The organism is Zhihengliuella alba (assembly GCF_039538765.1).
Classification (GTDB): Bacteria; Actinomycetota; Actinomycetes; order Actinomycetales; family Micrococcaceae; genus Zhihengliuella; species Zhihengliuella alba.
In genome coordinates this window covers 219,879-245,402 of sequence record NZ_BAABCJ010000002.1, presented here as the reverse complement: position 1 = coordinate 245,402, position 25,524 = coordinate 219,879, and the positions used below count along the sequence as shown (strand labels likewise).

The window sequence follows — 25,524 nt, the reverse complement described above, 5'->3', positions numbered from 1 at the left end:
GCCCGCCGCGACGAGTCGGAAGCGGGCGCTGCGGAGCCGGGGCGGGCCCGGGAGCGCCGAGGGCCCCGACGAGCTGGTCGTCGGGGCCCCTCGGGGTGTTCGCGGTTGCGCCGGTGTCAGCGGCTCTCGCCGGAGGTCGGGGGCGGCGTCGGCAGGTCCTCCGCCGGCGTGCCGGCGACGTTGCTGGAGCCGTGGTAGGACTGCGGACGGCTGGAGGAGCCGCCGGACGATGCGCTGCCCGTGTCGCCGTCGGACTCGGGATGGTGCTTGCCGAGCTTGTCGGTGACGGTGTCCTTCGTCTCCTTCACCTTGTCGGCGACCTCCGGGGACTTCTCCTTGATGAAGTTGGCGACGCCCGGGGCCTTCTCCTTGACGGCGTTGGTGACCTGGTCGACCTTCGCCTTCGTGTCCGGGTCGTCCCAGATCTCGGAGGCCTTGGTCCGGATGGCCTCGTACTTCTCGCGCCCGGCGCGTGCACCCAGCACGTATCCGATCGCGGCGCCGGCTAGCAGGGTAAGAATCCGCATGGTTGTCTCCCTCGGTACCGTTGTCCTCGGCTGTCCCCGCTGGGGGCGGGACGCCGTCGTGTGCCCCTACCGTAGGCACAGCCGCACCCCGACGACAATCGGGAGGCCCTGTTAAGGACCTCCCGATTGGCTGCGAGGATTCCGGGCAGTGCCCGGATGGTGCGGGCCCGGCCCGCAGGTTGCTCAGATCTCGCGCTTGGCGTGCTCCTGCGCGTGGATGTCGGAGCGGCCCAGGAGGTGCTGCGGGATGATGAAGGCCAGCGCGCACAGGACCAGGCAGGTCAGGCCCGGCAGCCAGGCGTTCTCGAGGGTCCAGAAGCTCAGCGCGTAGAGGCCGCCGAAGAAGAGCACCAGCATCACCGCGAAGGTGAGCAGGCTGGAAGCCAGCTGTCCCTGGCCGGAGTAGGCCTTGTTCTTGCCGTTCGAGTACACCGCTACGCTCCTTGTTTCGCGCCCCGCCCTGCGGTCCGCCGGCGCGGGAGGCGGCGGCGTGACGGGGCGGAAATGACTTGTGTCCCGCCTAGTAGGCGGACGACGATTCTGCTCCCTCTACAATAGCAACTCCCGAGCTGGCGCCCAGCCGTGTGGCGCCGGCCGCGATCATCGCCTCGGCGTCCGCCAGCGAGCGCACGCCGCCCGAGGCCTTCACGCCGATCTCCGGCCCGACCGTCCGGCGCATCAGCCGCACGTCCTCCACCGTGGCGCCGCCGCCGCCGAAGCCCGTGGAGGTCTTGACGAAGTCCGCGCCCGCGGCGACCGCGGCCCGGCACGCCAGGACCTTCTGCTCGTCGTCCAGCATGGCCGTCTCGATGATCACCTTGAGGATCGCGCCGCCGTCGTGCACGGCTCCGGCCACAGCCCGGATGTCCTCCACCAGCGCCGCCTCGTCCCCCCGCTTGGCCGCGGCGATGTCGATCACCATGTCGATCTCGTCGGCGCCGGCCTCGATGGCCTGCGCGGCCTCGAACGCCTTCACGGACGTGAGGGTGGCGCCGAAGGGGAAGCCGATCACGGAGCAGGTCAGGACGCCGGACCCGGCGAGCTCCGCGGAGACCAGCGGCACCCAGACGGGGTTCACGCACACCGACTTGAAGCGGTACTTCTTCGCCTCCTCCACCGCGGTCAGGATGTCCTCCCGCGGCGCGTCCTGCTTCAGCAGGGTGTGGTCGATGTAGCTGGCGATGTCGCTCATGGTTCCTCCCGGGGAAAGTCGTGGAGAGCTGTCGATGGTCAGTGATGGGCGGCGGCGTAGCGCCGGCGCCGGTGGGTCCGGGTCTAGCGCTGTTCCGCGACGCCCAGGGCGGACGCGACGTCGGTCCGCACCCGCGCGAGCCGCTCGGCGGCCCGGCCGCGTGCGTCCGCGAGACCGTCCGGGGCGGCGACGGGCTCGACGACCTCGAGGTAGCACTTCAGCTTCGGCTCCGTGCCGCTGGGGCGGACGATCACGCGCGTGTCGTCCGCCGTGAGGTACAGCAGGGCATCGGTCGGGGGCAAGGCGGCGGAGCCGGTCTGCAGGTCCAGCGAGGTCAGGACCTCCGACCCGGCGAGGCCGCGCGGCGGCTCGGCCCGCAGGCGCCGCATCATGGCCCCGAGCTCGTCCAGGGAGGCGACGCGCACCGAGAGCTGGTCCGTCGCGTAGACGCCGTGCTCGAGGGCCAGCCGGTCCAGCTCGTCCAGCAGGGACCTCCCGGCGGCCTTCAGGCCGGCGGCGAGGTCGGCCAGCAGCAGGGCCGCCGAGATGCCGTCCTTGTCCCGCACGAGGCCGGGCGCGACGCAGTAGCCGAGCGCCTCCTCGTAGCCGTAGGCCAGGCCCGGGACGCGGGCGATCCACTTGAAGCCGGTCAGCGTCTCGCGGTGGGCGATGCCGTGCCGGGCCGCGATGCGCCCGAGCAGGCGGGAGGAGACGATCGAGTTGGCGAAGACGGGCCCGTCGGCCGCGTCCGCGGCGCCGCCGAGCCGGGCGCCGCCGAGCCGGGCGGCGCCGAGCCGGGCGGCCAGGGACTCGCCGAGCAGTGCGCCGACGTCGTCCCCGCGGAGCATGCGCCAGTCGGTGCCGCCGTCGACGGCCGTGGGGACGGCCGCGGCGCAGCGGTCGGCGTCGGGGTCGTTCGCGATCACGAGGTCGGCGCCGACCTCGGCGGCGCGGGCGAGCGCGAGGTCCATCGCGCCCGGCTCCTCGGGGTTGGGGAAGGCGACCGTGGAGAAATCGGGGTCGGGCTCGGCCTGCTCGGCCACCGGCGACACGCGCGTGAAGCCGGCGCCGTCGAAGACGCGCTGCATGGTGTCGCCGCCGACCCCGTGCATCGAGGTCAGGACGATGCCGAGGTCCGCGCGCTCGCCCCGGTTCGCCGCGGTGGCGGGGGAGAGCGCGACGACGTCGCGGACATAGCGGTCCACGAGCTCCTCGCCGCGGACGGTCCAGCCCGAGGCGGCGAGCGGGATCGAGTCGAGCGCGCCGTCGTACCGGATCCCGGCGGCGATGGCGGCGTCCAGCGGAGCCACGATCTGGGCACCGCGGCCGTCGGCGTCGACGGCGCGGCCGCCGAGGTAGACCTTGTAGCCGTTGTCCTGCGGCGGATTGTGGCTCGCCGTCACCATGACGCCTGCCTCGGCGTCCAGTGCGCGGACGGCGCGGGCCAGGACCGGCGTCGGCAGGGTCCGCGGCAGCAGGGACGCATCGATGCCGGCGGCCGTGAGGACGGCGACCGTCTCCTCGGCGAAGACCTCCGAGTTGTAGCGGCCGTCGAAGCCGACGACGGCGCGCGGGGTGTACTGGCCGCCGGCGGTCCGCAGCAGGAACGCGGCGAGGCCGGCGGCCGTGCGGCGCACCACCTGTCGGTTCATCCGGTTGGGTCCGGCGGCGAGGGCTGCGCGCAGGCCGGCGGTGCCGAACTCGAGCGTGGTGGCGAAGCGGTCCTCCAGGTCGGCGCGTGCGGTCGCGTCCCCGGCCGCGGCCGCCTCGACGAGCCCGGTGAGCTCGGCGGCCGTCGCGGGGTCCGGGTCCTCCGCGATCCAGCGCCGCGCCTCTTCCAGGAGGTCGACGGGAGGGTACGGGCGGACGTCCTCGGGGGTGCTCATGGGCGAGGCCTCAGATCCGGTCGACGATCTCGGCGAGCAGCTTGGAGATCCGCGGGCCGGCGGCGCGCCCGGCCTCGATGACCTCCTCGTGGCTGAGCGGCTCGTCGCTGATGCCGGCCGCGAGGTTGGTCACCAGCGACATGCCGAAGACCTCCATCCCGGCGTGGCGGGCGGCGATGGCCTCCAGCGCGGTGGACATGCCCACCAGGTCCGCTCCGATGCGCTTCGCATACTGGACCTCGGCCGGGGTCTCGTAGTGCGGGCCGGTGAACTGGGCGTAGACGCCCTCGTCCAGCGTCGGGTCCACGCCTCGGGCCAGCTCCCGCAGGCGCGAGGAGTAGAGGTCGGTCAGGTCCACGAAGGTGGCGCCCTCGAGTGGGGACGACGCCGTGAGATTGATGTGGTCGCTGATGAGCACCGGGGTGCCGGGCGACCAGGCGGGGTTCAGGCCGCCGCAGCCATTGGTGAGGACCACGGTGCGGCACCCGGCGGCCGCGGCCGTCCGGACGCCGTGGACGACGGCGCGCACGCCGCGGCCCTCGTAGAAGTGGGTGCGGGCGCCGAGGACCAGGATCCGCCGGCCGGACGGGGTGAGGACCGAGCGCACCGTGCCGACATGGCCGGCGACGGCGGGCGCATGGAATCCGGGCAGCTGGTCGGCCGGGACCGTGTGCGTGGTCTCGCCGAGCAGGTCGGCTGCGCCGCCCCAGCCGGAGCCGAGCACCAGCGCGACGTCGTGCGAGTCCACGCCGGTGGCCTCGGCGATGGCGGCGGCGGCCTCTGCGGCCAGTTCGAAGGGTTCGTTCACATTCTCGCTCACGGGACTAACCTACCGCCTGCGCCCGGCCGCGTCCCGGCGGGGCTGCGCGGTCCGCCTCCCCTGCGATCCACCGGGCCCGCCGGTGTGGGATGCAACGGAGCGCCATCTGATAGACAATGGGCCTCGTGACCTCTACTCATGCGCTGAACAACATCCGTCTCGTCATCATCGGCGGTGGCCCCGGCGGCTACGAGGCCGCGATGGTCGCCACCCATCTCGGGGCCGACGTGACCCTCGTCGAGCGCCAGGGGCTCGGCGGCTCGACCGTCCTCACCGACGTGGTGCCCTCGAAGACCCTCATCGCCACGGCCGACGCCATGCGCCGCGTGAGCAACGCCGTGCACTTCGGCGTGCAGGTGGGCGCCGAGGAGGCCACGGCCGACCTGGGCATGGTCAACCAGCGCCTGCTGGCGCTCGCCAAGGACCAGTCGGGCGACATCCACGCCGGGCTTGAGCGCGCGGGCGTGCGGATCATCCTGGGCGAGGGCCGCCTCGAGGACGGGAAGACCGTCGCCGTGAAGCGGCTCGATGGAGGGGAGGAGCGGCTCGAGGCCGACGCCGTCCTGCTCGCCGTCGGCGCCAAGGCCCGCGAGCTCCCCACCGCCCAGCCGGACGGGGAGCGGATCTTCAACTGGACCCAGATCTACAACCTGCAGGAGATCCCCGAGCACCTGATCGTCGTCGGCTCCGGTGTGACCGGCGCCGAGTTCGCCTCCGCCTACAACCTGCTGGGCACCAAGGTCACGCTCGTGTCCTCCCGCGACCACGTGCTCCCGGGCGAGGACGCCGATGCCGCGAAGGTCCTGGAGACGGCGTTCGAGCGCAACGGCATCACGGTCAAGAGCAAGGTCCGCGCCGACGCGGTGGAGCGCGACGGCGACGGCGTCAAGGTGACGCTGAACTCCGGCGAGGTGGTCGAGGGCAGCCACTGCCTGGTCGCCGTCGGCGGCATCCCCAACACCAAGGACCTCGGCCTGGAGGAGGCCGGCGTGGAGATCGCCGAGTCCGGACACATCAAGGTCGACGGCGTCTCCCGCACCACGGCGACCGGCATCTACGCCGCCGGCGACTGCACCGGCGTGTTCGCGCTCGCCTCGGTCGCCGCGATGCAGGGCCGCATCGCGATCGCGCACCTGATGGGCGACGCCGTGAAGCCGCTGAAGCTGACCGAGGTCTCGGCGAACATCTTCACCAGCCCGGAGATCGCCACGGTCGGCGTCACGGAGCAGGAGGTCGCCGAGGGCAAGTACCAGGCGGACATCATCAAGCTGGACCTCACCACGAACGCCCGCGCGAAGATGATGAACGTCTCCGAGGGCTTCGTGAAGATCCTCGCCCGGAAGGGCTCCGGCACCGTGGTCGGCGGCGTGGTGGTGGCGCCGCGCGCGTCCGAGCTGATCTTCCCGATCGGCCTGGCGGTCCGGAAGCGGCTGCACGTGGACGATCTCGCCGAGACGTTCACGGTCTACCCGTCGCTGGCCGGCTCGATCTCCGAGGCCGCCCGGCGCCTGCACGTCCACCTGTAGGGGGACCGGCGGGCCGGGAAGCACCGGCCCGCCCCCGCGCGACCCCGCACCGTGTCGCCGGCCGACGGGCAGTTCGTTGCATTCTGTTCATAATATGGACAGAACGTCCACAATATGGCGAGCGCTTCCTAGGATGGGACCCCATCACATCCATCCGAGTGAGAAGGAAGTACCGTGACTGCCCCACTCCCCACCGCCCCGTCGGCGGGCGGCGCGCGACCGGCCGCCAACACGCGCGGCCGTGTCATCTTCGCCAGCTTGATCGGCACCACGATCGAGTTCTACGACTTCTACATCTACGCCACCGCCTCGGTGCTCGTCTTCCCGGCGCTGTTCTTCCCGAACGCCACGGAGATCAACGCCATCCTCAGCGCGTTCGCCATCTTCGGCGTCGCCTTCGTGGCCCGCCCCCTCGGCTCGATCCTGTTCGGCCACTTCGGCGACCGGATCGGACGCAAGGGCACGCTCGTCGCCTCCCTGCTCACGATGGGCATCGCGACCTTCCTGATCGGCTTCCTGCCCGCGGCACAGGGGAACTTCACCGTGCTCGCGCCGCTGATGCTGGTGCTCCTGCGCTTCGCCCAGGGCCTGGCCCTCGGCGGCGAGTGGTCCGGCGCCGCCCTGCTGGCCACGGAGAACGCCCCGGCCGGCAAGCGCGCCATCTACGGCACCTTCCCGCAGCTCGGCGCCCCGATCGGTTTCATCGTCGCCAACCTGCTCTTCGTCGGCCTGCAGCTGTCGCTGACCGCCGAGCAGTTCCAGTCGTGGGGCTGGCGCGTGCCCTTCATCCTCTCGGCCGTCATGGTGGCCGTCGGACTGTACGTCCGCCTGAAGCTGGTCGAGTCCGTCGCCTTCACCAACGTGCTGGCGCAGAAGAAGGTCGAGAAGTCCCCGCTGGCCGCCACCTTCAAGCACCACTGGCGCCCGGTCCTCGCCGGCACGTTCATCATGCTGGCCACGTACGTGCTGTTCTACCTCATGACGTCCTTCACGCTGACCTACGGCACCGCCGAGACCGAGGAGCAGGCTCGCGCGGCCGCGGCCGAGACCGGCACCGCCTTCGACGCGGCCGCGTTCGTTCCCGGGCTCGGCATCGACCGACCGCTCTTCCTCACCATGCTGATCATCGGCGTGGTCTTCTTCGGCATCTTCACGGTGGTCTCCGGGCCGCTGGCAGAGAAGCTCGGCCGCCGCCGCTTCCTCCTGTGGGTGACGGCGGGGATCCTCGCCTTCGGCCTGGCCTGGTCGCTGTTCTTCGGCCCCGGCACGGGGGCGGCCATGGCGGGCCTGATCGTCGGCTTCACCCTCATGGGCCTCACCTTCGGCCCGATGGCCGCCGTGCTGCCGGAGCTCTTCCCGGCGAACGTCCGCTACACCGGCTCGGCCGTGGCCTACAACCTCTCGTCGGTCATCGGCGCCGCACCGGCCTCGTTCGTGGCCATCGCACTGTGGCAGGCCGGCGGCGGCAACACCGTGCTGGTGGGCGTCTACCTGGCGGTCGCCGCCGTGCTGACGTTCGCGGCCCTGTGGCTGACCCGCGAGACCCGCGACGTCGACTACGACAACAACGTGGCCTGACGGCCGCGGGAGATCGCTCCCGGGCGCGACCCGGGACGGAATCCGCTCCCGCGGATCCAGTACGACGGCGGGGCCGGCACCCAGGTGCCGGCCCCGCCGTCGTACTCACTGCCGGTCCGCCCGAATCCCGCCGTGGCGGCGCATCCGAGCGGACCCCGCTACTGCCGCACCCAGGCCGTGGACTCGCCCGGGAGGGCCCCGTCGGCCACCGGGCCGCTGGCGACGAGCACCTCGCCCGCGGGCAGCGGGAACGGGGCGGCCCCGAAGTTCGTGACGGTCAGCCAGCCGCCGGGGCGGCGGAAGGCCAGCACGTCCTCACGGCCGGTCGCGACCCACTCGAGCCGCTCCTCCGTCTGGAGCTCACGCCGCAGTCGCAGGGCCGTGCGGTACATCTCCAGCGTGGATCCCGGAACGCCCGACTCGGCCTCCACCGAGTAGTCGGCGAACCAGTCCGGCTGCGGCAGGTGGGCGTCGCCGTCGCCGAAGCCGTAGGAGGACCCGGACCGGGTCCACGGCAGCGGCACGCGGCAGCCGTCGCGGCCCTTGTCCACCCCGGGGTTGCGGAAGAACGTCGGGTCCTGCCGGGCCTCGTCGGGGATGTCTCCGACCTCGTGCAGCCCCAGCTCCTCGCCCTGGTAGAGGTAGGCGGAGCCCGGCAGGGCCAGCTCGAACAGCGAGGCCGCGCGGGCCCGGCGCTCGCCGCGGGACCGGTCCAGCTGGTCCTCCGGCGCGCCGGCGAGCACCCACCCCGCGCCCTGCTTCATGTCCTGCTCGGTGCTTCCCACGCCGGTCGGCAGCGGCGGCAGGCCGTAACGCGTGGCGTGCCGGACGACGTCGTGGTTGGAGAGGACCCAGGTGGAGGACGAGCCGGACTCGGCGGCCAGCGCCAGGCTGTCGACGACGACCTCCTTGAACGCGGCGGCGTCGAACGCCTGGGTCAGCAGGTCGAACTCGAAGGCCTGCCCGAGCCCCTCGGCGCTCGCGTAGCGCGGACGGCGGTGGCGCTCCACCCAGGCCTCCGCCACTGCGGTGCGGGGCGGATCGTAGGAGTCGAAGACCTTCCGCCACTCGGCATAGATCTCGTGCACGTCGTCGCGGTCCCAGATCGGGTGCTCGCCGCCGCCGCGGGGGATGGAGTCGAGCTCGGCCCGCGAGGGCAGCGGGTCGGTGAGGTCCTTGGTCAGGGCGTGGGCGACGTCGATGCGGAAGCCGTCGACGCCGCGGTCCGACCAGAAGCGCAGCGTCTCCAGGAAGTCGTCGCGCACCTCGGGGTTGGCCCAGTTGAAGTCGGGCTGCTCGGGGGCGAACAGGTGCAGGTACCACTGGCCGTCGGCCACCCGGGTCCACGCCGGCCCGCCGAAGATGCTCTGCCAGTCGGTCGGCGGCTCGGAGCCGTCGGGGCCCTTGCCGTCGCGGAAGATGTAGCGCTCCCGCGCCGGGCTCCCGGGGGCGGCGGCGAGGGCCTCCTGGAACCACACGTGATCGTTCGAGGAGTGGTTGGGCACGATGTCCACCACCACCTTGATGCCCTCCCCGTGGAGGGCGGCGACCATCGCGTCGAACTCCTCGAGCGTGCCGATGCGCGGGTCGACGTCGCGGTAGTCGGCGACGTCGTAGCCGCCGTCCGCGAGGGCCGACGGGTAGAACGGGCTCAGCCAGACGGCGTCGATGCCCAGCTCCGTGAGGTATGGGACGCGCGAGATGATGCCCTGCAGGTCGCCGATGCCGTCGCCGTTGGCGTCGGCGAAACTGCGCGGGTAGATCTGGTAGACGGCCGCCTGGCGCCACCAGGTGGCGGCCGAGTCCGTCGGAGCGACGACGGCCCCCTGCAGGTCGGCGTGGTGGGTGCCGCTCTGCTGGGTGCCGGCCTGCTGGGTGCTGGCCTGTTGCGCGAGGGTCATGGGGATGGTTTCCTTTCGGTTCGGGATCGAGTCGGTGGAGGTCGATGGTGCGCGCGCTGGTGCACTGCGCTGGTTCACAGCTACTTCACGGCGCCCTGCGTGACCCCGGAGAGGACCCAGCGCTGGGTGAAGACGAACGCCACGATCGCCGGCGCCATGGCCATCAGGTAGGACGCGAAGGACACGTGGTAGTTGCTGCTGAACTGGCTCTGGAAGAGCTGGTTGACTACCGGCAGCGTCTGCATGCTCGGATCGGAGATGATCATGGACGGCATCATGAAGTCGTTCCACGAGAATAGGAACGCGAAGATGCCCACGGTGGCGCTCATCGGTGCGAGCAGCGGGAAGATGATCCGCCAGAAGGTCTGCCACGTCGAGGCGCCGTCGATGCGGGCCGCTTCCTCGAGCTCGCCGGGCATGTTGCGCAGGAAGGTGGTCAGCAGCATGACGTTGAAGCCGAGCAGGAACATCACGTGCAGGATGCCGACGCCCAACGGGGTATCGAGTCCCACGATGCCGGTGAGCTTGATCTGCGAGAGGGCGAGCACGGGGAACGGCAGGAACATCGCCGCCAGGACGTAGAAGAAGGCGAACTTGAAGGCCCGCCGCTCCCAGTTCGCGTGGATCGCGTAGGCGGCCATGCTGCTGATCAGCACGGCTCCGGCGACGGCGACGGCCGAGACTAAGAGCGACGTGGCGAAGGCCGCGGGGAAGTCGGTCAGCCGCCAGGCCTCCAGGAACCCCTCGACGCTCATCGGGCTCGGCAGGGCGAACGCCTCGGCCTGGACCGCCTGCGAACCGGTCTTGAAGGCCATGTTGATCGTGACGAAGAGCGGGACGAGCACCGCCAGCGTGCACACGGCCAGGAGGAGCGTCAGCGGGACGTTGTAGCGGTCCCTGCCGAGCCGGGCCTGCGAACGGCTGACCGGGACGCGGCGGGTGGTGCCGAGGGAGTCGTAGCTGCGGACGGACATGGTCACTGCTCCTTCCCGCGCATGAAGCGCAGCTGGACGAGGGCGATGGCCAGGGTGATGAGGAAGAACATCGTCGCCGTGGCCATCTGGTACGCATAGTCGCCGGTCTCGAAACCGGAGAAGATCGTCATGGCCACCGAGCGCGTCGCCGTTCCGGGGCCCCCGTCGGTGAGGCCCACGATGATGTCGTAGGCGTTGAGGAAGTTCTTGAAGGTGATGACCACGTTGATGAGGATGTAGCCGGCCATCAGCGGGATGGTGATCATCCGCATCTGCTTCCATGGACCGGCGCCGTCCAGGGCCGAGGCCTCGTAGAGGTCGCGGGGGATGGCGAGCAGCCCGGCGATGAAGATCAGCAGGGCCTGCGGGATCGCCTGCCAGGCCGTGACGACGACGATCGAGATCCAGGCCAGGTCCGGGTCGGCGAGGATGCTCTCCTGCAGGGGGCCGAGCCCGAGGCTCCGTGCCGCTGCCGGGAGCGACTTGGCGAAGAGGAACTGGAAGACGAACGCGATGATGATCGGGGAGACCACCATGGGGATCACGAAGATCGCCCGCATCGGGACGCGGAACCGGATCTGGGAGGTCAGGCCGACGGCGAGCAGGAAGGCGAGCACGTTCGTCACCACCACGGTGACGGCCGAGAAGCCGAGGGTGAAGCCGAACGAGGTGAGGATCGCCGGGTCGGTGAACATGAGCCGGTAGTTGGCCAGTCCCACGAAGTCCCAGTCGCCGTAGCCCACGGAGTTCGTGAAGCTGAAGAAGACGCCCATGATCGCTGGCAGCACGATGCACAGGGTGAACGCGATGAGCGTGGGCAGCAGGAAGAGCAGGTGCGTGGTGTCGGGCCCGCGCCTGCGGGTCGGCCGCAGGCCGTCCGGTGCCGGAGCCGGGGTGGCCGGCGGTGCCTTGATGAGGGTGGACATGGTGTGCTCCTAGTCGGTCAGGCCCGCTTGGCCAGGCGGGCCCAGTCGGCGTCGAGGGTGCGCAGGGTCTGGTCGAGGTCGGCCCCGAAGACCAGGCTCTGGCAGTAGTTCTCGAAGGGGATGGTGAGCGGGACGCCCTGGGAGACTCCCTGGTAGACCGCGCCGCGGTCGATGAAGGGCTGCAGGTCCGCGATCCGGGGGTCGGTGACCGGCGGGGCATCTGTGCGGACGCCGAAGCCGAGGGCGAACTCGTTGTACGCGTCCTGGACCTCCGGCTGGGTCAGGAAGCCCAGGAGCTCGCGCGCCTCCGGTTGGTGCTGCGATCCCTCCGGGATCCAGAGCGCGAGGTCGATGTTGACGCGGACCCGGTTGTCGGCGGGGTCCTCGGTCATCGGCAGCGGGAAGGTGCCGACCTGCAGGTCCGGGTTGAGTTTCTCGATCTCGATCAGGGCCCAGGGTCCCTGGAAGTACATGGCGGCCTCGCCGTTGGCGAAGGCCACGTTCCCGTCGCCGTACTTCCGGCTCGCGGCGTCGTCGTTGGAGTACTTCGCGAGTTCCAGCATCCGTTCCAGCGGTTCGCGGAGCGTCCTGCTGAAGGACACGGGCGAGTCGGGGCCGACGTCGGGCCCGATCTCCCGCAGCTGCTTGAAGAAGTCGATGACGTCCACGAGGCCGCCGACGCAGTAGTCCACCAGGCCCTGCTTGACGGACCAGGCGTCCCCGTAGGTGTTGTAGATCGGGGTCACCCCGGCCGCGCGGAAGGTCTCGCACGCCGCGACGAACTCGCTGTGGGTCCGCGGCACCTCGACTCCGTGCTCGGCGAAGATCTCGCGGTTGAAGATGACGCCCGCCGCCATCAGGGAGTACGGCAGGACGGACGTCCGGCCGGGGTACAGCGGGTAGAGCTCGAGCTGCCGCTGGACGGCCGGGGCGATCAGCTTCGCCTGCGGCAGGTCCGAGAGGTCGGAGAGCTCGCCGCGCTCCTGGAAACGCGCCATCTCGAAGTTGTAGAGCTGCAGGGCGAGATCGGGCGGCGAGCTGCGCACGAACATCCCGTTGAGGGTGCCCTCGCTGGTGTCGTGGATCGGACGGATGCCGGGGTGCTCCGAGCGGAACTGCTGGAGCAGGTCGCCGATGTGCCCGATCACCTCGCGCTTGGTCTGGTAGAAGCGGATCTCGGTCGCCTCGGAGGCACTGGCCGAGCATCCGGCGAGGCCGAGGCCGGCGAGCCCGGCCGCGCCGGTCAGGAATCGCCGCCGCGAGACGGCCGATGGTGGCGGTGTAGCCATACTCGTCTCCTTGAGGAGGTAGAGGAGGGCCCGGAAGCCCCTTGTGATGAGCACCACATGATTGCGGCACTAAATTTAGCACCTAAATCAATACTTGCCTATACTCGTGGAGTGAAAAAAGTCGCAGACGACTCGATCGGCCCCGCCGCCGAGGCACGTGTCCCGGACGCGGCTCCGGCGCCGTCCCTGCGCCGCGACAACGCCTACCGCCTCCTCGAGGCCGCGTGGTCGCGCGGGCCGCTGACCGCCTCGGACCTGATGGAGCTGACCGGGCTCACCCGCGCGACGGTGCTCGGCCTCTGCAAGGACCTGGAGGGGGCCGGGTGGCTCCGGCCGGCCGGTGACTCGCGCGCCGCAGGGGTGAGTGCCAAGGGGCGCCCGGCGCTCCGCTACACGTTCAACCCCGGCCGCGCCCACGTCGTCGGCGTCGACGCCGGTCAGCACACCATGACGGCGGTCCTGGCGGACCTGCGCGGCGCCGAGGTGCGGCGCCGGCGCTGCCACCCCGCCCCGGAGGCGACCGGCGCCGAGCGGCGCCGGATGCTCGCGGGGCTCGTCGATGGCCTCCTGGCGGAGGCCGGATTCGACGACGGCGACGTCGCGGCGATCGCCCTCGGCGTCCCGGCACCGGTCGACGCCGAGGGGCGGTCCCCGTCCGACACGCTCGACAACTTCTGGTCGCGCATGAACGCGGACCTGGTCACCGTCTTCGCGGACCGGCCCTGGCACGCGATGGCGGACAACGATGCGAATCTCGCGGCCGTCGCCGAGGCCTCGGCCGGCGCCCACGCGGGCGTGCGGTCCTACGCCACGCTGCTCTCCGGGGAGCGCTTCGGCGCGGGGGTCGTCATCGACGGTCACCTGCTCCGGGGGCGCCGCGGCGGCGTCGGCGAGATGCGCGTGCTGGAGCTCGTCACCGGTGTGGGCCACCCGCACGGCATGACCTACCGGGCACGGCAGGAGGTCGTGCGCGCCCACGCGGACGGTCGGCTCGCCGCGAGCTCGCTGGCGAGCCTGCCGTTCGACGGCGTGAGGGCCGAGCACGTCTTCGCGGCGGCGCGCGAGGGCGACGAGCTGGCCGCCGCGATCGTCGACGAGCTCGCGCAGACCCTGGCGCAGGTCGCCATGCTGCTCTCGGGCCTGCTGGACCTGGAGCGGATCATCGTCGCCGGGGCCGTCGCGGCCTCGGCGCTGCCCGTGCTCGAGCGGGTGCGTGAGCTCATGGGGCACGAGTCCACGATGTCGTGGGCCGAGCTCGTCGCCTCGGAGCTCGGCGAGGACGTGGTGCTCCGCGGGGCCGTCGAGTCGGCCATCGCGTTGGTCCGGGCCTCAGCCCTGGATCCGGTCTGAGGCCGGCTGCTGGAACGACGACGGCGCCGCCCACCGTGAGGTGAGCGGCGCCGTCGTCGATCCGGGCTGGGCCGGGTCAGTCCGTGATGGTGGCGATGACCGCGCCGGCATTCACCGTGTCGCCGACCTTCGCCTGCAATCCCTCCAGGACGCCGCCCTTGTGGGCCGTGAGCGGCTGCTCCATCTTCATGGCCTCGAGCACCACGATCAGGTCGCCCTCGGCCACCTCGTCGCCGGCCGCCGCGGCGACCTTGACGATCGTGCCCTGCATCGGGCTCGTGAGGTCGTCGCCGGAGACGGCCGCGGCGGAGCTGGACCGGGCGGACCGCTTGCGCTTGGGCTTGCCGTTGGAGCGGGCGGCGACGGAGCCGAGCCCGGCGGGGAGGACCACCTCGAGGCGCTTGCCGCCCACCTCGACGGTGATGGCCTGGCGCTCGCCGTCGTCCTCGGCCGCCTGGGCGGACTGCGCGGCGTCGAAGGGGGCGATCTCGTTCCGGAACTCCGTCTCGATCCAGCGCGTATGGACGCTGAACGGGCCCTCGTCCGGGACGAAGGCGTCATCGTCCATGACGGCCAGGTGGAACGGGAGGACCGTGGGCATGCCCTCGATCGTGAACTCCTGGAGCGCGCGGCGGGCGCGCTGGGCTGCCTGCCGCCGCGTGGCACCGGTGACGATCAGCTTGGCGATCATCGAGTCGAAGCTCCCGGAGACCGTCTCGCCCTCCTCGACGCCCGAGTCGACGCGCACGCCGGGGCCCGTGGGGAGCCTGAGCGTGGAGAGGGTGCCCGGGGCCGGCATGAAGTTCCGGCCGGCGTCCTCGCCGTTGATCCGGAACTCGAAGGAGTGGCCGCGGATCTCCGGGTCGGTGTATCCGAGCTCCTCGCCGCGCGCGAGGCGGAACTGCTCGCGCACCAGGTCGATCCCGGTGACCTCCTCGGAGACGGGGTGCTCCACCTGCAGGCGGGTGTTGACCTCCAGGAAGGAGATCACGCCGTCCTGGCCGACCAGGAACTCGCACGTCCCGGCGCCGACGTAGCCGGCTTCCTGCAGGATCGCCTTCGAGGCCTCGTAGAGGCGGGCGTTCTGCTCCGCGGAGAGGAACGGCGCGGGCGCCTCCTCGACGAGCTTCTGGTTGCGGCGCTGCAGGGAGCAGTCGCGGGTGGAGACCACCACGACGTTGCCGTGCGCATCGGCGAGGCACTGGGTCTCCACGTGGCGGGGCGCGTCCAGGAAGCGCTCGATGAAGCACTCGCCGCGGCCGAAGGCGGCCGTCGCCTCGCGCACGGCGGAGTCGTAGAGCTCGGGGATCTCCTCGCGCTGGCGGACGACCTTGATGCCGCGGCCGCCGCCGCCGTAGGCGGCCTTGATGGCCAGCGGCAGGCCGTGGGCGTCGGCGAAGTCGAGGACCTCCTGGGTCGACTCGACCGGGTCCTTGGTGCCGGGGACGAGCGGTGCGCCGACCTTCTCGGCGATGTGCCGCGCCTGCACCTTGTCGCCGAGCTTGGCGATCGCGTCCGGTGACGGGCCGATCCAGGTCAGACCGGCGTCGATGACCTGCTGGGCGAAATCGGCGTTCTCAGAGAGGAATCCGTACCCGGGGTGCACGGCATCGGCTCCGGACCGGCGCGCCGCATCGAGCAGCTTCTCCATGTCCAGGTAGGAGTCGGCAGCCGTGGCACCGCCGAGGGCGAAGGCCTCGTCGGCGAGCCGGACGTGCAGGGCGTCGCGGTCCGGGTCGGCGTAGACGGCGACGGAGGCGATGCCCTCGTCGCGGGCGGCGCGGATCACGCGGACGGCGATTTCGCCGCGGTTGGCGATGAGGACCTTGGACAGCTTGGCCATGCGCAGGGGTTCTCCTTCTCTGGGACAGGAAGGAGCCTACTCCCTTTGTCGGTTCCCGACCCCTGACGGGACCGGATACCGCACGCCGTGCCCCTGATTTTGTAGGGTGCCTACAAATCGGGTGGGTCCGTTACTCCCAGAGGTCCGTGATCGCGAGGTTGGCCGGTTCGAGCAGGTCGCGGAGGGTGGAGACGGAGAGCCCCACCACCGTGTGGGGGTCGCCCTCGATGCGCTCGATGAACGCGGCGCCGCGGCCGTCGATCGTGAACGCGCCGGCGCAGGGGAGGGGCTCGCCGGTGGCGACGTACGCCTCGATCTCCGCGTCGGTGGCGTGGACGAAGGCGACGGAGGCCGACGTGACCGTGCCGAGTGTGGCCCCGGTGCCGCCGTCGTCGTCCTGGTCCTCGGCAGCGGACGGCTCGGCGTCGAGGACCTCGTCGCCGGCGCGGTTGTCGATCAGCCAGTGACCGGTGTGCAGGACGCCCGTGGCGCCGCGCATCTGCTTCCAGCGCTCGATCGCGACATCGGCCGTGTACGGCTTCCCGTAGGCGACGCCGTCCAGCTCGAACACCGAGTCGCACCCGAGGACCACGGCGCCGTCGGCCGCGTCCAGGGACGCGACGGCCTCGGCCTTCGCCCGAGCGAGGAGCAGAGCGGTGTCCGCGGCCGAGTGCTCGCCGTACTTCGCCTCGGCCTCGGCCAGCACGGCGTCCTCGTCGACCTCGGAGACGATGGCCTCGAAGGCGATGCCGGCCTCCCGCAGCACCCGGGCACGGCCGGGGGACTGGGAGGCGAGCACGAGCAGGGGCAGCTCCTCGGAGGAGGCCCCCGCGGAGGCGGTGGCGGCGGATTCGTCGGATGCGGGCGCAGCGGGGTTCTCGGTCATGCCACCACCGTATACGCCCTGCCGCTACGCCCGGCTGCTGCGCCCGGCTGCTACGCCCGGCTGCTCGACGCCGGGAGCTCGCTCGTCTCCGGCGACCCCGCCGTCTCGTAGAACCCGTCCGGCCCGAAGGCCTCCTCGACGCCGTACGCCTCGTCAACGCCGTACGCCTCCTCGTCGGACCGGCGTTCCACCGGCGGGCCCGACCGGAGCTTGGCGCCCTCGACGTCGACGTCGGGCAGGATCCGATCCAACCAGCGCGGCAGGTACCAGGCGTGGCGGCCGAGGAGGTGCATGACGGCCGGCGTGAGCGTCATGCGGACCACGAAAGCATCGAAGAGCACGCCGAACGCCAGCGAGAAGCCAATGGCCCGGATCATCGTCATGTGGCTGAAGACGAAGCCGGCGAAGACGCTCGCCATGATCAGGGCGGCCGCGGTCACCACCGGGGCCGCGTGGCGGAAACCGGACGTGACGGCGGCGCGCGGATCGCCGCCGTGGGCGTAGGCCTCCCGCATCCCCGAGACCAGGAACACCTGGTAGTCCATGGCCAGGCCGAACAGGATGCCGGTGAGCAGGATCGGCAGGAAGCTCATGATCGGCCCGGGCGCGCTGACGTCGAACACCGTGCCGAGCCAGCCCCACTGGTAGACCGCCACTGTGGCGCCGAAGGCCGCGAACAGCGAGAGCAGGAAGCCCGCGGTCGCCAGGAGCGGGACCACGATCGAGCGGAACACCAGCAGGAGCAGGACCAGCGACAGCCCGACGACGATCGCCAGGTAGACCGGGAGGGCCTCCGCGAGCTTCTCCGAGACGTCGATCTGCCCGACCACCTGACCGGTGATCGAGACGGTCGAGCCGGTCGCGTCCTCGATCGCTCCCCTCTGGGCGCGCAGGTCGTGGACGAGCTCCTCCGTCGCCGCGTCGGCGGGGCCCGCCTCGGGGATGATCTGGAGGACGCCGACGGTGTGCTCCTCGTTCGTCGCCACGGGGACCGCGGCGACGACGCCGTCCACGTCCCGCAGGTAGTCGGACACGTCGAGGTTGGCCTCGGTCGCCGCCTCTTCGTCCAGCGGCGAGCCGTCCTCCTGCCGCGGCAGGTCGACGACGGCCATGAGCGGTCCGTTGTAGCCGGCGCCGAAGCGCTCGCTCACCTCGTCGTACGCGATACGGGCGCTGGAGCCCTCCGGCTCGGCGCCGCCGTCGGGCAGAGCGGTCCGCAGGTCCAGGGCCGGCAGGGCGATCACGCCGAGCACGGCGATCGAGACGACGGCGGTCAGCCACGGCCGCCGGGTGGCGACGGCGCCCCAGCCGCGCGGCTTCGCGGTGCTGACCAGGGCCGTGTCAGGGGTCGTGTCAGGGGTCGGGGCCGCCTCGCCGTGCGTGCCGCCGGCGAGCGAGGCGCGCGCCGCGGCTGCGGCGGCGCGGGCCTTGCGGGAGAGCAGTCGGTGGCCGAGCGCAGCCAGGATGGCCGGGGTGAGCGTGACCGCCATGACGACCGCGACGGCGACCGTGAACGCCGCGGAGAGCCCGAGGATGGAGAGGAAGGGAAGGCCCGGGACCACCAGGGCGGCCAGGGCGATCACCACCGTCAGTCCGGCGAAGACGACGGCGTTGCCGCTGGTGCCGGTCGCCCGGCCGATGGACTCCTCCATCTCCATGCCCTCGAGCAGCTGCCGCCGATGACGGTGGACGATGAAGAGGGAGTAGTCGATGCCGACGGCGAGGCCGAGCATGAGGGCGAGGGCAGGGGTGATCGAGGCCATGTCGATCAGGCTGGACAGGGCCATGGTCGAGCCGACGCCCACCCCGACGCCCAGTACGGCGACGACGAGGGGCAATCCGGCCGCTACCACCGTCCCGAGCATGACGAAGAGGACGATCGCCGCGATGACGATGCCGATGATCTCGGCCGCACCGAAGACCTCGCTGAGATCCTGGATGATCTCCTTCGAGTAGTGGACGTCGACGCCCTCGGCCTCCACCGCGCCGGCCACCCGCTGGATCTCGTCGCGCTGCTCCGGCGTCAGAGCGTCGGCCGAGCCGACGAGCTGGATGGCGGCTGCCGCCGTCGTGCCGTCCTCGGAGACGAAGCGGAGGCCCTCGCTGGCGGCGGCCTGCCGGGCGCCGAGACCGATCTGGTCCTCGGCGTCGGCGAGTTCCTGCTCGCCCTCGGCCAGCTCCGCCTCGGCCTCGGGGATGCGGGCGGCCTCGGCCTCGAGCTTCTCCTCGGCCTCGACGAGGCGCTGCTCGTTGGCGGCGATCTCCTCCTCGCCGGCCTGGAGCTCCGCCTGGCCGGCGGCGAATTGGCGCTCGCCGGCGGCCAGCTGCTCCTCGCCCTCGGCGAGCTGCGCGGCCGCCGCGTCGAGCTCGGCCTGACCATCGGCGAGCTGCTGCTTCGCCGCGTCGAGCTCGGCCTGGCCCTGCGCGAGCTCCTGCTGTGCCGCGTCGAGCTGCTGCTTGGCGCCGGCGAGCTGCGCCTCGCCGTCCGCGAGCTCCTGCTGCTTGGCCTCGAGCGTGGCGCGGCCCTGATCCAGCTCGGCCTGTCCGGCCTCGAGCCGTTCGGCCGTCTGCTGCAATTCGGTGACCCCGGCGCGGGCCTGGTCGATCTCCGCCTGGGCGGCCGCCACGTCCTCGTCCGGCATCTCGCCGGACTCCGCGGCGGCATCGAGCTGGGCCTGCTGCGCGTCGAGGGCCTGGGCGGCCTCGGCGAGCGTGCCGACGCCGAGCTGCGACGTCAGCTGCGCGACGCCGGCCTCGAACTGATCCCGTCCCGCGTCCAGTTCGGTCTGGCCCGCGGCGAGCTCCTCCTCGGCGGCCGCGAGCTGCTGCTGGCCGGACTGGATCTCCTCCAGCCCCTGCCGGTACTCCGCCAGGCCGGACTCGTACTCGGACCGGCCGGCGGCGAGGTTCTCCTGGCCCGCCCGGTACTCCGCCCGGCCGGCCTGGAGCTTCTCCTCGCCCGCCCGGTACTCCGCCCGGCCGCTCTCGAGCTGCTGGCGTGCCTGCTCGAGCTCCGGGCGCGACGCCTCGAGCTGCGCCCTTCCCTCGGCGAGTTCCTGCTTGCCGGCCTCCAGTTGCTCCCAGCCGTCGGCGATCTCGGCGCGCCCCTCCTCGAGCTGCTGCTGGCCGTCGGCCAGCTGCCGGCGTCCGTCCTCCAGCTCGGCGCGCCCCTCGTCGAGCTGGGCGCGGGCGTCGTCGAGCTCGGCCACGGCGTCGTCGAGCTGCTGCTGCGTCGCGAAGGGGTCCCGAGCCTCGCGGATGGGCTCGAGCGCGTCGAGTCCGGAGAGGGCGGAGGCGACGGCGTCGCGCTGGGACTGCGTGAACGGCTCGCCGTCCGCGGTCTGGAAGACGATGGTGCCGCTGCCGCCGGCGGCCTCGGGCAACTCCTCCTTCAGCCGGTCGAGCGTCCGCTGGGTCTCGGTGCCCGGGATGCTGAACTGGTTGGTCAGCGTGCCCATGAAGAGGCCGGCGCAGAGGGCGACGAGTGTCAGCACGGCCGCCCACGCGGTGATGAACCACCAGCGGCGGCGGTAGGCTGCGCGGCCGATGCGGTACAGGAAGGAAGCCACGGGCGGGGCCTTTCGGGGTGTGATCCGGTGGTGGATCCGGCGATGGGTACTGGTGGTGCTCCGGCGGCCGCGCGGAGGGGCGGGCCGATCGACGGGGACCGTGCGCAAGGCGCGGCGCCGTCGTCGTGCTGCTACTGCGGTGCGTGCACGAAAGCGGGGAAGCCGTCGCGGAGCTGGCCGAGCGCATCGGTGATGCACTGCTTGAGCTCGGTGAGGGACGCGGGGGAGAGGTCGCCGTCGAGGGCCGAACGCCAGTGGAGGAAGGCCGCCCGACCGGTTCCGAGGAGCGCGTGCGAGAACGCAGTGGTGATCAGTTCGGGGGCGTCGGAGACCTCGCGCATGATCTCCAGGACGCGCTCGGCGCATTCGTTCCACGAGGACAGCTGCAGCCGTTCCAGCTGGGGGTTGTCCGTGGAGAGCAGGAAGAGCTCGGCGACGGGGCGGAGCGCGTCCTCGTCGATCGAGTCGCGCATGGCGCGCAGTGCGGCGTCGGCGACCGGGACGCCGGCCGGCATGCCGGTCATCTGTGCGACGGCCTGGTTCAGGAAGACCTCCATCGGGACGTTCAGTGCCGATTCGAGGGTGGGGAAGTAGTTGAAGAAGGTGCGGCGCGAGACTCCGGCGGCCTCGGCGACGCGCTCGGCGGTGAGCGCCTCGGCGCCGCCGCTCCGCAGGAGATCCAGTGCGGCGTCGGCAATGGTCTGGCGCGTGAGCGCCTTGTTCTGTTCGCGCCGGTTCAGCTCCGGCGGCCGCTCGGACATCTCAGGCGGCGACTGGCCCATCGAGTGATTCACGGAAACTTACACTACGTGCAAGTTGCACGGCGTGCAAAGTCGCCGGAGGGGTGCGGGCCGGTCCTCGGCGGCGCCCTGCAGCCTGGTCCGTGCCTTAACGACGGCGGCCGGCGACTCCTGGTGCAGGAGTCGCCGGCCGGTGAGCCGGGCCGACGAAGTCTCGGCCGTGGTGGGCGTGCCTAGGAGGCGCGGCCCGCGGTGACGGGTTCGCCGTCGTGCGTCTTGCCACCGTGCGTCTCGCCCGGGGTGCTTTCGGAGCCGACCTCGAGCGTTGCCGCGGCGTCGTCGTCCTCGAAGGGGTCGAGCGGATTGGCGGCGTTGTAGGTGGAGTCGTCCAGGATGCCCTCGCGCTTGGCGACGAGGGTGGGCACCAGGATCTGGCCCGCGACGTTGACCGCGGTGCGGCCCATGTCGACGATCGGGTCGACGGCCAGCAGCAGGGCGACGCCCTCGAGCGGGAGCCCGACCGTGGTCAGGGTCAGCGTGAGCATCACGGTGGCGCCGGTGGTGCCGGCGGTCGCGGCCGAGCCGATGACGGAGACCAGGACGATCAGCAGGTACTGCATGATCGAGAGGTCCACGCCGAAGAACTGGGCGACGAAGATCGCCGAGATCGCCGGGTAGATGGCGGCGCAGCCGTCCATCTTCGTCGTCGCCCCGAGCGGCACTGCGAAGGAGGCGTAGCCGGCCGGCACACCGAGGTTGCGCTCGGTGACGCGCTGGCTGAGCGGGAGGGTGCCGATCGAGGACCGGGAGACGAAGGCGAGCTGGATCGCGGGCCAGGCGCCGGCGAAGTACTTGCGCACGGACAGGCCGTTCAGCTTCAGCAGGGTCGGGTAGACCGCGAAGAGCACCAGCAGGAGGCCGACGTAGATGGCCGCCGTGAACTTGCCGAGTGCGCCGATGGTGTCCCAGCCGTAGGTGGCCGTGGCGTTGCCGAGGAGGCCGACGGTGCCGAGCGGCGCGAGGCGGATGATCCACCAGAGGACCTTCTGGATGACTGCGAGGATCGAGCGCGAGAAGTTCAGGAACGGCTCGGCGGCCTTGCCGACCTTGAGTGCCGCGACGCCGATCGCGATGGCGATCACGAGGATCTGGAGGACGTTGAAGCCGACGCGGTTGGAGACCGAACCGGATTCGGCGTCGAAGCTGCCCGAGACCTCGAGGCCGAGGAAGTTGGCGGGGATGAGTCCCTCGAGGAAGGCGAGCCAGCTGCCGGTGTTGCCGTCGTAGCCCTCCGGGGCCGTCTGGCCGGTGCCGGCACCCGGCTGGAAGACCGTGCCGAGCACGATGCCGATGACCACGGCGATCAGCGCGGTGATGGCGAACCAGAGGAGCGTCTTCCAGGCGAGGCGTGCTGCGTTGGTGACCTGTGCCAGATTCGCGATCGAGGCGATGATCGCGAAGAAGATCAGCGGGATGACTGCGGTACGCAGCAGGCTCACATAGGAGGAGCCGATGATCTCGAGGGTCTGGCCGAGGGCATTGGGGTCGTCGGCGGTGCTGCCGGTCGCCTTGGCGACGAGGCCGAGGACGACGCCGAGGATGAGGCCGGCGATGATCTGGGGGCCGAACGCCGTCATCCAGCGGGGCAACCGCCGCTTGCGTATTTCGAAGGTTTGAGTGCTCACGCGTGGCAACGCTAGAAGCGTCGGGCAAAAAGATGAAGCGACTATGACGTGCCGTGACTACGGCGTGATGGCGGTCACCGAGTCACCCGTCAGAGTTCAACCCGCGGCCGTTCGGCCGGGCTGCTCGACGATCAGCACGGGCCGTGCGACGCGGATGCTGCCGGCCCAAGGGGCGGGGGCTAGAAAGGTGAGAGGAAGTCGGGGTGGAGGGGCTAGAAGGGTGCGGGTTCGAGGTAGTTGACGAGGTCGCGCATGAGGGCGGCGGTGAGGTGTTCGAGGTGGCCTTCCTCGGTCAGTTCTGCGGGGTCGGTCCGGTTCTTGGCGGTCTCGACGGCCTCGAAGATCGCGGTGCTGCTGGTGGGCGCCCAGAGGGGCAGTGGGGTGCCGGTGCCGGGTTCGATGATCAGGTCGGCGGTGTCCCAGTCGATGCCGAGATCGTCTTGGTTGGCCGGGTTCGGGGTCCGCTGGTGGTCGGGGGTCCAGGGGCGGGGGGAGGCCTTGATCCAGGCGGCGATCCGGGCCGGGACCGGGAACCTCTGGGCGGGAGTCGGGTGGGCGTCGGGTCCGGTCGGCGCGCTCTGAACGGTGGCCGTGTGGCCGGTCTCGGTGTTGGTTCTGGCCTCGGCCTGGGTCGGTGCCGGGCGTGCCCTGGCTGGCTTCGGCCGCGGCGACGTCAGGACTGCCGGGGGTGCCTGGCGTGCCGGGGTTGCCGGGGGTGCCGGGGGTGCCGGACTTGACGGGGCTGCCGGGGTTGACGGGGTTGCGGGACTTGCCGGGGTTGCGGGGGCTGGATTCTCGGCCGTTCTGGCTGGTTCGGCCGGGGTGGGTCCGTTGATGGCCCAGGCGGCGTCGGGGTAGGTGGTCGTGGCGGTGCCGAGGTGGGTGGTCACGGTCAGGGTGCCCGCGGGCGTCATCTCGCAGGTGATCAGTCCCCAGGACTTCAGCCGGTGGCAGCGCTTGCAGAGGGAGACGAGGTTCTCCATGCGGGTCGTGCCGCCGTGCTGCCACTCGAGGATGTGGTCCGGTTCGCAGGCGGTCGCCCGGCGACCGCAGCCGGGGACCCGGCAGGTGCGGTCCCGCAGGGCCAGGGCGCGGCGGAGGGCGGCTGGGGGCCGGTAGGCCTCCGCGTCGAAGGCGCGGATCGCCCCGGTCCACGGATCGGTCACGATCCGCGTCCACGTCGGCGCTGCTCCGATGATCCGCCGTAGCGAGTCTGGATCTACCGGGCCGAGCCGCTCGACCTCCGCGACCGGCACGGGCCGCCCACCCGGGCCCGGAGGACCCGTAGCGGTCGGCGGATCGGCAGCGGGAGCCCGATCCGCGGCAGCCTCTCGATCCGACGCAGGAGCCGGACACGGCGGGGCCGCCGCCGCCGCCGGCACTGGCACCGGCGCCGAGGCCGGGGCCGGGGCCGCCGAGCCTCCGGCCGGGGCCGCCGAATCCTTGGCCGGGGCCGGCTTTTCGGCGGCGGGATCGGCGCTCGCCGCGGCTGCGCCGCTGCCCACAACGCTGCTGCCCTCGGTGCTTCCGTCGGTGCCGAGAGTGGGAAAGAGCTCGGCCGGGACTGTCACGACGACGGACGGGACGATGTTCTCCAGCCCGGCTCCGGCCGGCCCGGCCAGGAGCAGGTCCATGAACGCGTCCGCCATCAGCTGTCCCAGCGTCCGCTGCTCCGATCCCTCCGACCCATCCGGGGCATCCGGGGCATCCGGGGCCGATCCTGCGGCACCGGCGCCGCGGATACTCGGATTCTGAACGCCCGGGTTCTGAACGCCCGGGTTCTGAACGTCCGGATTCTGGGGGCTCGGGTTCGGGGAGCTCGGGTTCTGGGGGTTCGGGTTCTGGGCGGCGGGGTCGGCGGCGGAGTCGTGGCGGTGGAGCCGGGCGTAGTCCTCGAGTCGGCGCATGATCGCCTCTCCGGCGAGGGTCGGCAGGTAGGCGGAGAGGTAGCACATGCCGTCATCCTCCGCGTAGAGCTCGACCCGCCGGCTCTTGCGGGCGTTGCGGTGCCGGACCTCCAACGGCTCGCCCAGCTCGCGCTCCAGGCGCCGCTTCCCGAACCCTTCCACCTGCCCCGGCGTCTTGCCCGTGGACCGCTCGAGCACGTCCGTGCAGAAGGCCTGGCGCCGCTGCCGCTGGGCCCGCTCGGCCTCGGCCACCCGGCGGGCCCGCTCCTCGAGGGCGGCCGGGTCCTTCGACGATGCCGCCGGCACCTCGGCTGCCGGGATGCGGGAGGCCAGATCCACCATATTCCGGGCATGCAGGGCACCCAGACGGCCGGAGGCCAGGGCCTCGAACGGCTCGGGCAGATCCCTGCACAGCAGGCGGGCACGCTCCACATCGCGGGCCGCCCCGTACCGGGAGACACCCCGGACCTGGGCGATCTCCTGCGCCAACGCCTCATCCGGGGCCCGCTCGACGAGGCGCCCCTTGCCCAGCGAGGCCGCCATTGCCTCCGAGGAGCGGCCCAGGTCGTCCAGATCCGCCCGGATGATCTCCGCGTCCCGGGCGTCCAGATCAGCGATCGCCCTGAGCATCACCGCCTCGCCGAACCGCTTCAACGCCTCCGAGAATGCCAGCAAGCCCTCCGGCGAGAACCGGCCAGCCAACGCCGCCACGGCCTCGGCACCCATGAGCGGGCACGGAATCATGACCGCCTCCCCGGGCCCGGGCGGAGTGCCCGCCCCTCGCACATCCGCCGGTGCCCCGGAAGCCTCCGCCACAGACGACGCGGCGTCGGGAACCGCAGCGTTGTGAACAGGGTCGTGAGCCAGGGCAAGCGCCCCGGTCACGGAAGAATCCGCACGCGCGGCCGGGAGGCCGTCACCGACG

The 25,524-nt window shown here is 71.7% G+C and carries 18 protein-coding genes; 3 read left to right on the top strand and 15 right to left on the bottom strand.

Features of this window, described 5'->3' with window-relative positions; translation table 11 throughout:
• Positions 1-116: 116 nt before the first annotated feature.
• The 5 genes from ABD784_RS06840 to ABD784_RS06820 form a co-directional block, all read right to left on the bottom strand.
• A complete protein-coding gene (locus ABD784_RS06840; protein ID WP_344881920.1) occupies positions 117-527 on the bottom strand; it encodes a YtxH domain-containing protein in 411 nt (136 codons plus the stop codon).
• Positions 528-710: 183 nt separating this feature from the next.
• Positions 711-959 carry a hypothetical protein gene (locus ABD784_RS06835; protein ID WP_344881917.1) on the bottom strand — a complete coding sequence of 83 codons (249 nt, stop codon included), beginning with the start codon at positions 957-959 and terminating at the stop codon, positions 711-713.
• Between the two features lie 88 nt (positions 960-1,047).
• Positions 1,048-1,719 carry a deoxyribose-phosphate aldolase gene (gene deoC, locus ABD784_RS06830; protein ID WP_344881914.1) on the bottom strand — a complete coding sequence of 224 codons (672 nt, stop codon included), beginning with the start codon at positions 1,717-1,719 and terminating at the stop codon, positions 1,048-1,050.
• A gap of 83 nt (positions 1,720-1,802) precedes the next feature.
• Positions 1,803-3,605, bottom strand: coding sequence for a phospho-sugar mutase (locus ABD784_RS06825; protein ID WP_344881911.1), 1,803 nt, complete (start codon positions 3,603-3,605; stop codon positions 1,803-1,805).
• Between the two features lie 10 nt (positions 3,606-3,615).
• Positions 3,616-4,425 (bottom strand): purine-nucleoside phosphorylase, encoded by an 810-nt coding sequence (locus ABD784_RS06820; protein WP_425582936.1) that lies wholly within the window; start codon positions 4,423-4,425, stop codon positions 3,616-3,618.
• 116 nt (positions 4,426-4,541) lie between these two features.
• Here ABD784_RS06820 and ABD784_RS06815 point away from each other — a divergent pair, with 116 nt between their 5' ends.
• A complete protein-coding gene (locus ABD784_RS06815; protein WP_344881908.1) occupies positions 4,542-5,951 on the top strand; it encodes an NAD(P)H-quinone dehydrogenase in 1,410 nt (469 codons plus the stop codon).
• Positions 5,952-6,125: 174 nt separating this feature from the next.
• Positions 6,126-7,529: an MFS transporter gene (locus tag ABD784_RS06810; protein WP_344881905.1), complete on the top strand. Its 1,404-nt coding sequence runs from the start codon at positions 6,126-6,128 to the stop codon at positions 7,527-7,529.
• A gap of 158 nt (positions 7,530-7,687) precedes the next feature.
• On the opposite strand, the gene ABD784_RS06805 is transcribed toward ABD784_RS06810, so the two are convergent.
• The 4 genes from ABD784_RS06805 to ABD784_RS06790 all read right to left on the bottom strand — a co-directional run bounded on the left by ABD784_RS06805 (position 7,688) and on the right by ABD784_RS06790 (position 12,619).
• Positions 7,688-9,430, bottom strand: coding sequence for a glycoside hydrolase family 13 protein (locus ABD784_RS06805; RefSeq protein ID WP_344881902.1), 1,743 nt, complete (start codon positions 9,428-9,430; stop codon positions 7,688-7,690).
• A gap of 80 nt (positions 9,431-9,510) precedes the next feature.
• Positions 9,511-10,404 carry a carbohydrate ABC transporter permease gene (locus ABD784_RS06800; protein WP_344881899.1) on the bottom strand — a complete coding sequence of 298 codons (894 nt, stop codon included), beginning with the start codon at positions 10,402-10,404 and terminating at the stop codon, positions 9,511-9,513.
• A gap of 2 nt (positions 10,405-10,406) precedes the next feature.
• Entirely contained in the window at positions 10,407-11,330 is a 924-nt protein-coding gene (locus tag ABD784_RS06795) for a carbohydrate ABC transporter permease (RefSeq protein ID WP_344881896.1), read from the bottom strand.
• Positions 11,331-11,347: 17 nt separating this feature from the next.
• Entirely contained in the window at positions 11,348-12,619 is a 1,272-nt protein-coding gene (locus ABD784_RS06790) for an ABC transporter substrate-binding protein (RefSeq protein WP_344881894.1), read from the bottom strand.
• A 111-nt stretch (positions 12,620-12,730) separates the two neighbouring features.
• On the opposite strand from ABD784_RS06790, the gene ABD784_RS06785 reads away from it, so the two are divergent.
• Positions 12,731-13,969 carry an ROK family transcriptional regulator gene (locus ABD784_RS06785; RefSeq protein WP_344881892.1) on the top strand — a complete coding sequence of 413 codons (1,239 nt, stop codon included), beginning with the start codon at positions 12,731-12,733 and terminating at the stop codon, positions 13,967-13,969.
• 76 nt (positions 13,970-14,045) lie between these two features.
• Here the strand turns inward: ABD784_RS06785 and ABD784_RS06780 are convergent, their stop codons facing one another.
• From ABD784_RS06780 to ABD784_RS06755, 6 genes are all read right to left on the bottom strand, one after another.
• On the bottom strand, positions 14,046-15,812 hold the full coding sequence (locus ABD784_RS06780) for an acetyl/propionyl/methylcrotonyl-CoA carboxylase subunit alpha (protein ID WP_344881889.1): 1,767 nt from the start codon (positions 15,810-15,812) through the stop codon (positions 14,046-14,048).
• 130 nt (positions 15,813-15,942) lie between these two features.
• Positions 15,943-16,623 carry a Maf family protein gene (locus ABD784_RS06775; RefSeq protein WP_344883442.1) on the bottom strand — a complete coding sequence of 227 codons (681 nt, stop codon included), beginning with the start codon at positions 16,621-16,623 and terminating at the stop codon, positions 15,943-15,945.
• 125 nt (positions 16,624-16,748) lie between these two features.
• The gene (locus tag ABD784_RS06770) at positions 16,749-20,267 is read right to left on the bottom strand and encodes an MMPL family transporter (RefSeq protein ID WP_344881886.1); all 3,519 of its coding nucleotides are present in this window, start codon (positions 20,265-20,267) and stop codon (positions 16,749-16,751) included.
• 131 nt (positions 20,268-20,398) lie between these two features.
• Entirely contained in the window at positions 20,399-21,061 is a 663-nt protein-coding gene (locus ABD784_RS06765; protein ID WP_344881883.1) for a TetR family transcriptional regulator, read from the bottom strand.
• A 179-nt stretch (positions 21,062-21,240) separates the two neighbouring features.
• Positions 21,241-22,644 (bottom strand): dicarboxylate/amino acid:cation symporter, encoded by a 1,404-nt coding sequence (locus tag ABD784_RS06760; protein WP_344883439.1) that lies wholly within the window; start codon positions 22,642-22,644, stop codon positions 21,241-21,243.
• Between the two features lie 260 nt (positions 22,645-22,904).
• Entirely contained in the window at positions 22,905-25,343 is a 2,439-nt protein-coding gene (locus tag ABD784_RS06755; RefSeq protein WP_344881880.1) for an HNH endonuclease signature motif containing protein, read from the bottom strand.
• Positions 25,344-25,524: the final 181 nt, after the last annotated feature.

What these genes read in the sequence shown, in the direction of transcription:
- ABD784_RS06840 (WP_344881920.1), bottom strand. Translation starts at nt 527, where the DNA reads ATGCGGATTCTTACCCTGCTAGCCGGCGCCGCGATCGGATACGTGCTG.
- deoC (WP_344881914.1), bottom strand. Translation starts at nt 1,719, where the DNA reads ATGAGCGACATCGCCAGCTACATCGACCACACCCTGCTGAAGCAGGAC.
- ABD784_RS06825 (WP_344881911.1), bottom strand. Translation starts at nt 3,605, where the DNA reads ATGAGCACCCCCGAGGACGTCCGCCCGTACCCTCCCGTCGACCTCCTG.
- ABD784_RS06815 (WP_344881908.1), top strand. Translation starts at nt 4,542, where the DNA reads ATGGGCCTCGTGACCTCTACTCATGCGCTGAACAACATCCGTCTCGTC.
- ABD784_RS06805 (WP_344881902.1), bottom strand. Translation starts at nt 9,430, where the DNA reads ATGACCCTCGCGCAACAGGCCAGCACCCAGCAGGCCGGCACCCAGCAG.
- ABD784_RS06800 (WP_344881899.1), bottom strand. Translation starts at nt 10,404, where the DNA reads ATGTCCGTCCGCAGCTACGACTCCCTCGGCACCACCCGCCGCGTCCCG.
- ABD784_RS06795 (WP_344881896.1), bottom strand. Translation starts at nt 11,330, where the DNA reads ATGTCCACCCTCATCAAGGCACCGCCGGCCACCCCGGCTCCGGCACCG.
- ABD784_RS06790 (WP_344881894.1), bottom strand. Translation starts at nt 12,619, where the DNA reads ATGGCTACACCGCCACCATCGGCCGTCTCGCGGCGGCGATTCCTGACC.
- ABD784_RS06780 (WP_344881889.1), bottom strand. Translation starts at nt 15,812, where the DNA reads ATGGCCAAGCTGTCCAAGGTCCTCATCGCCAACCGCGGCGAAATCGCC.
- ABD784_RS06760 (WP_344883439.1), bottom strand. Translation starts at nt 22,644, where the DNA reads ATGACGGCGTTCGGCCCCCAGATCATCGCCGGCCTCATCCTCGGCGTC.
- ABD784_RS06755 (WP_344881880.1), bottom strand. Translation starts at nt 25,343, where the DNA reads ATGATTCCGTGCCCGCTCATGGGTGCCGAGGCCGTGGCGGCGTTGGCT.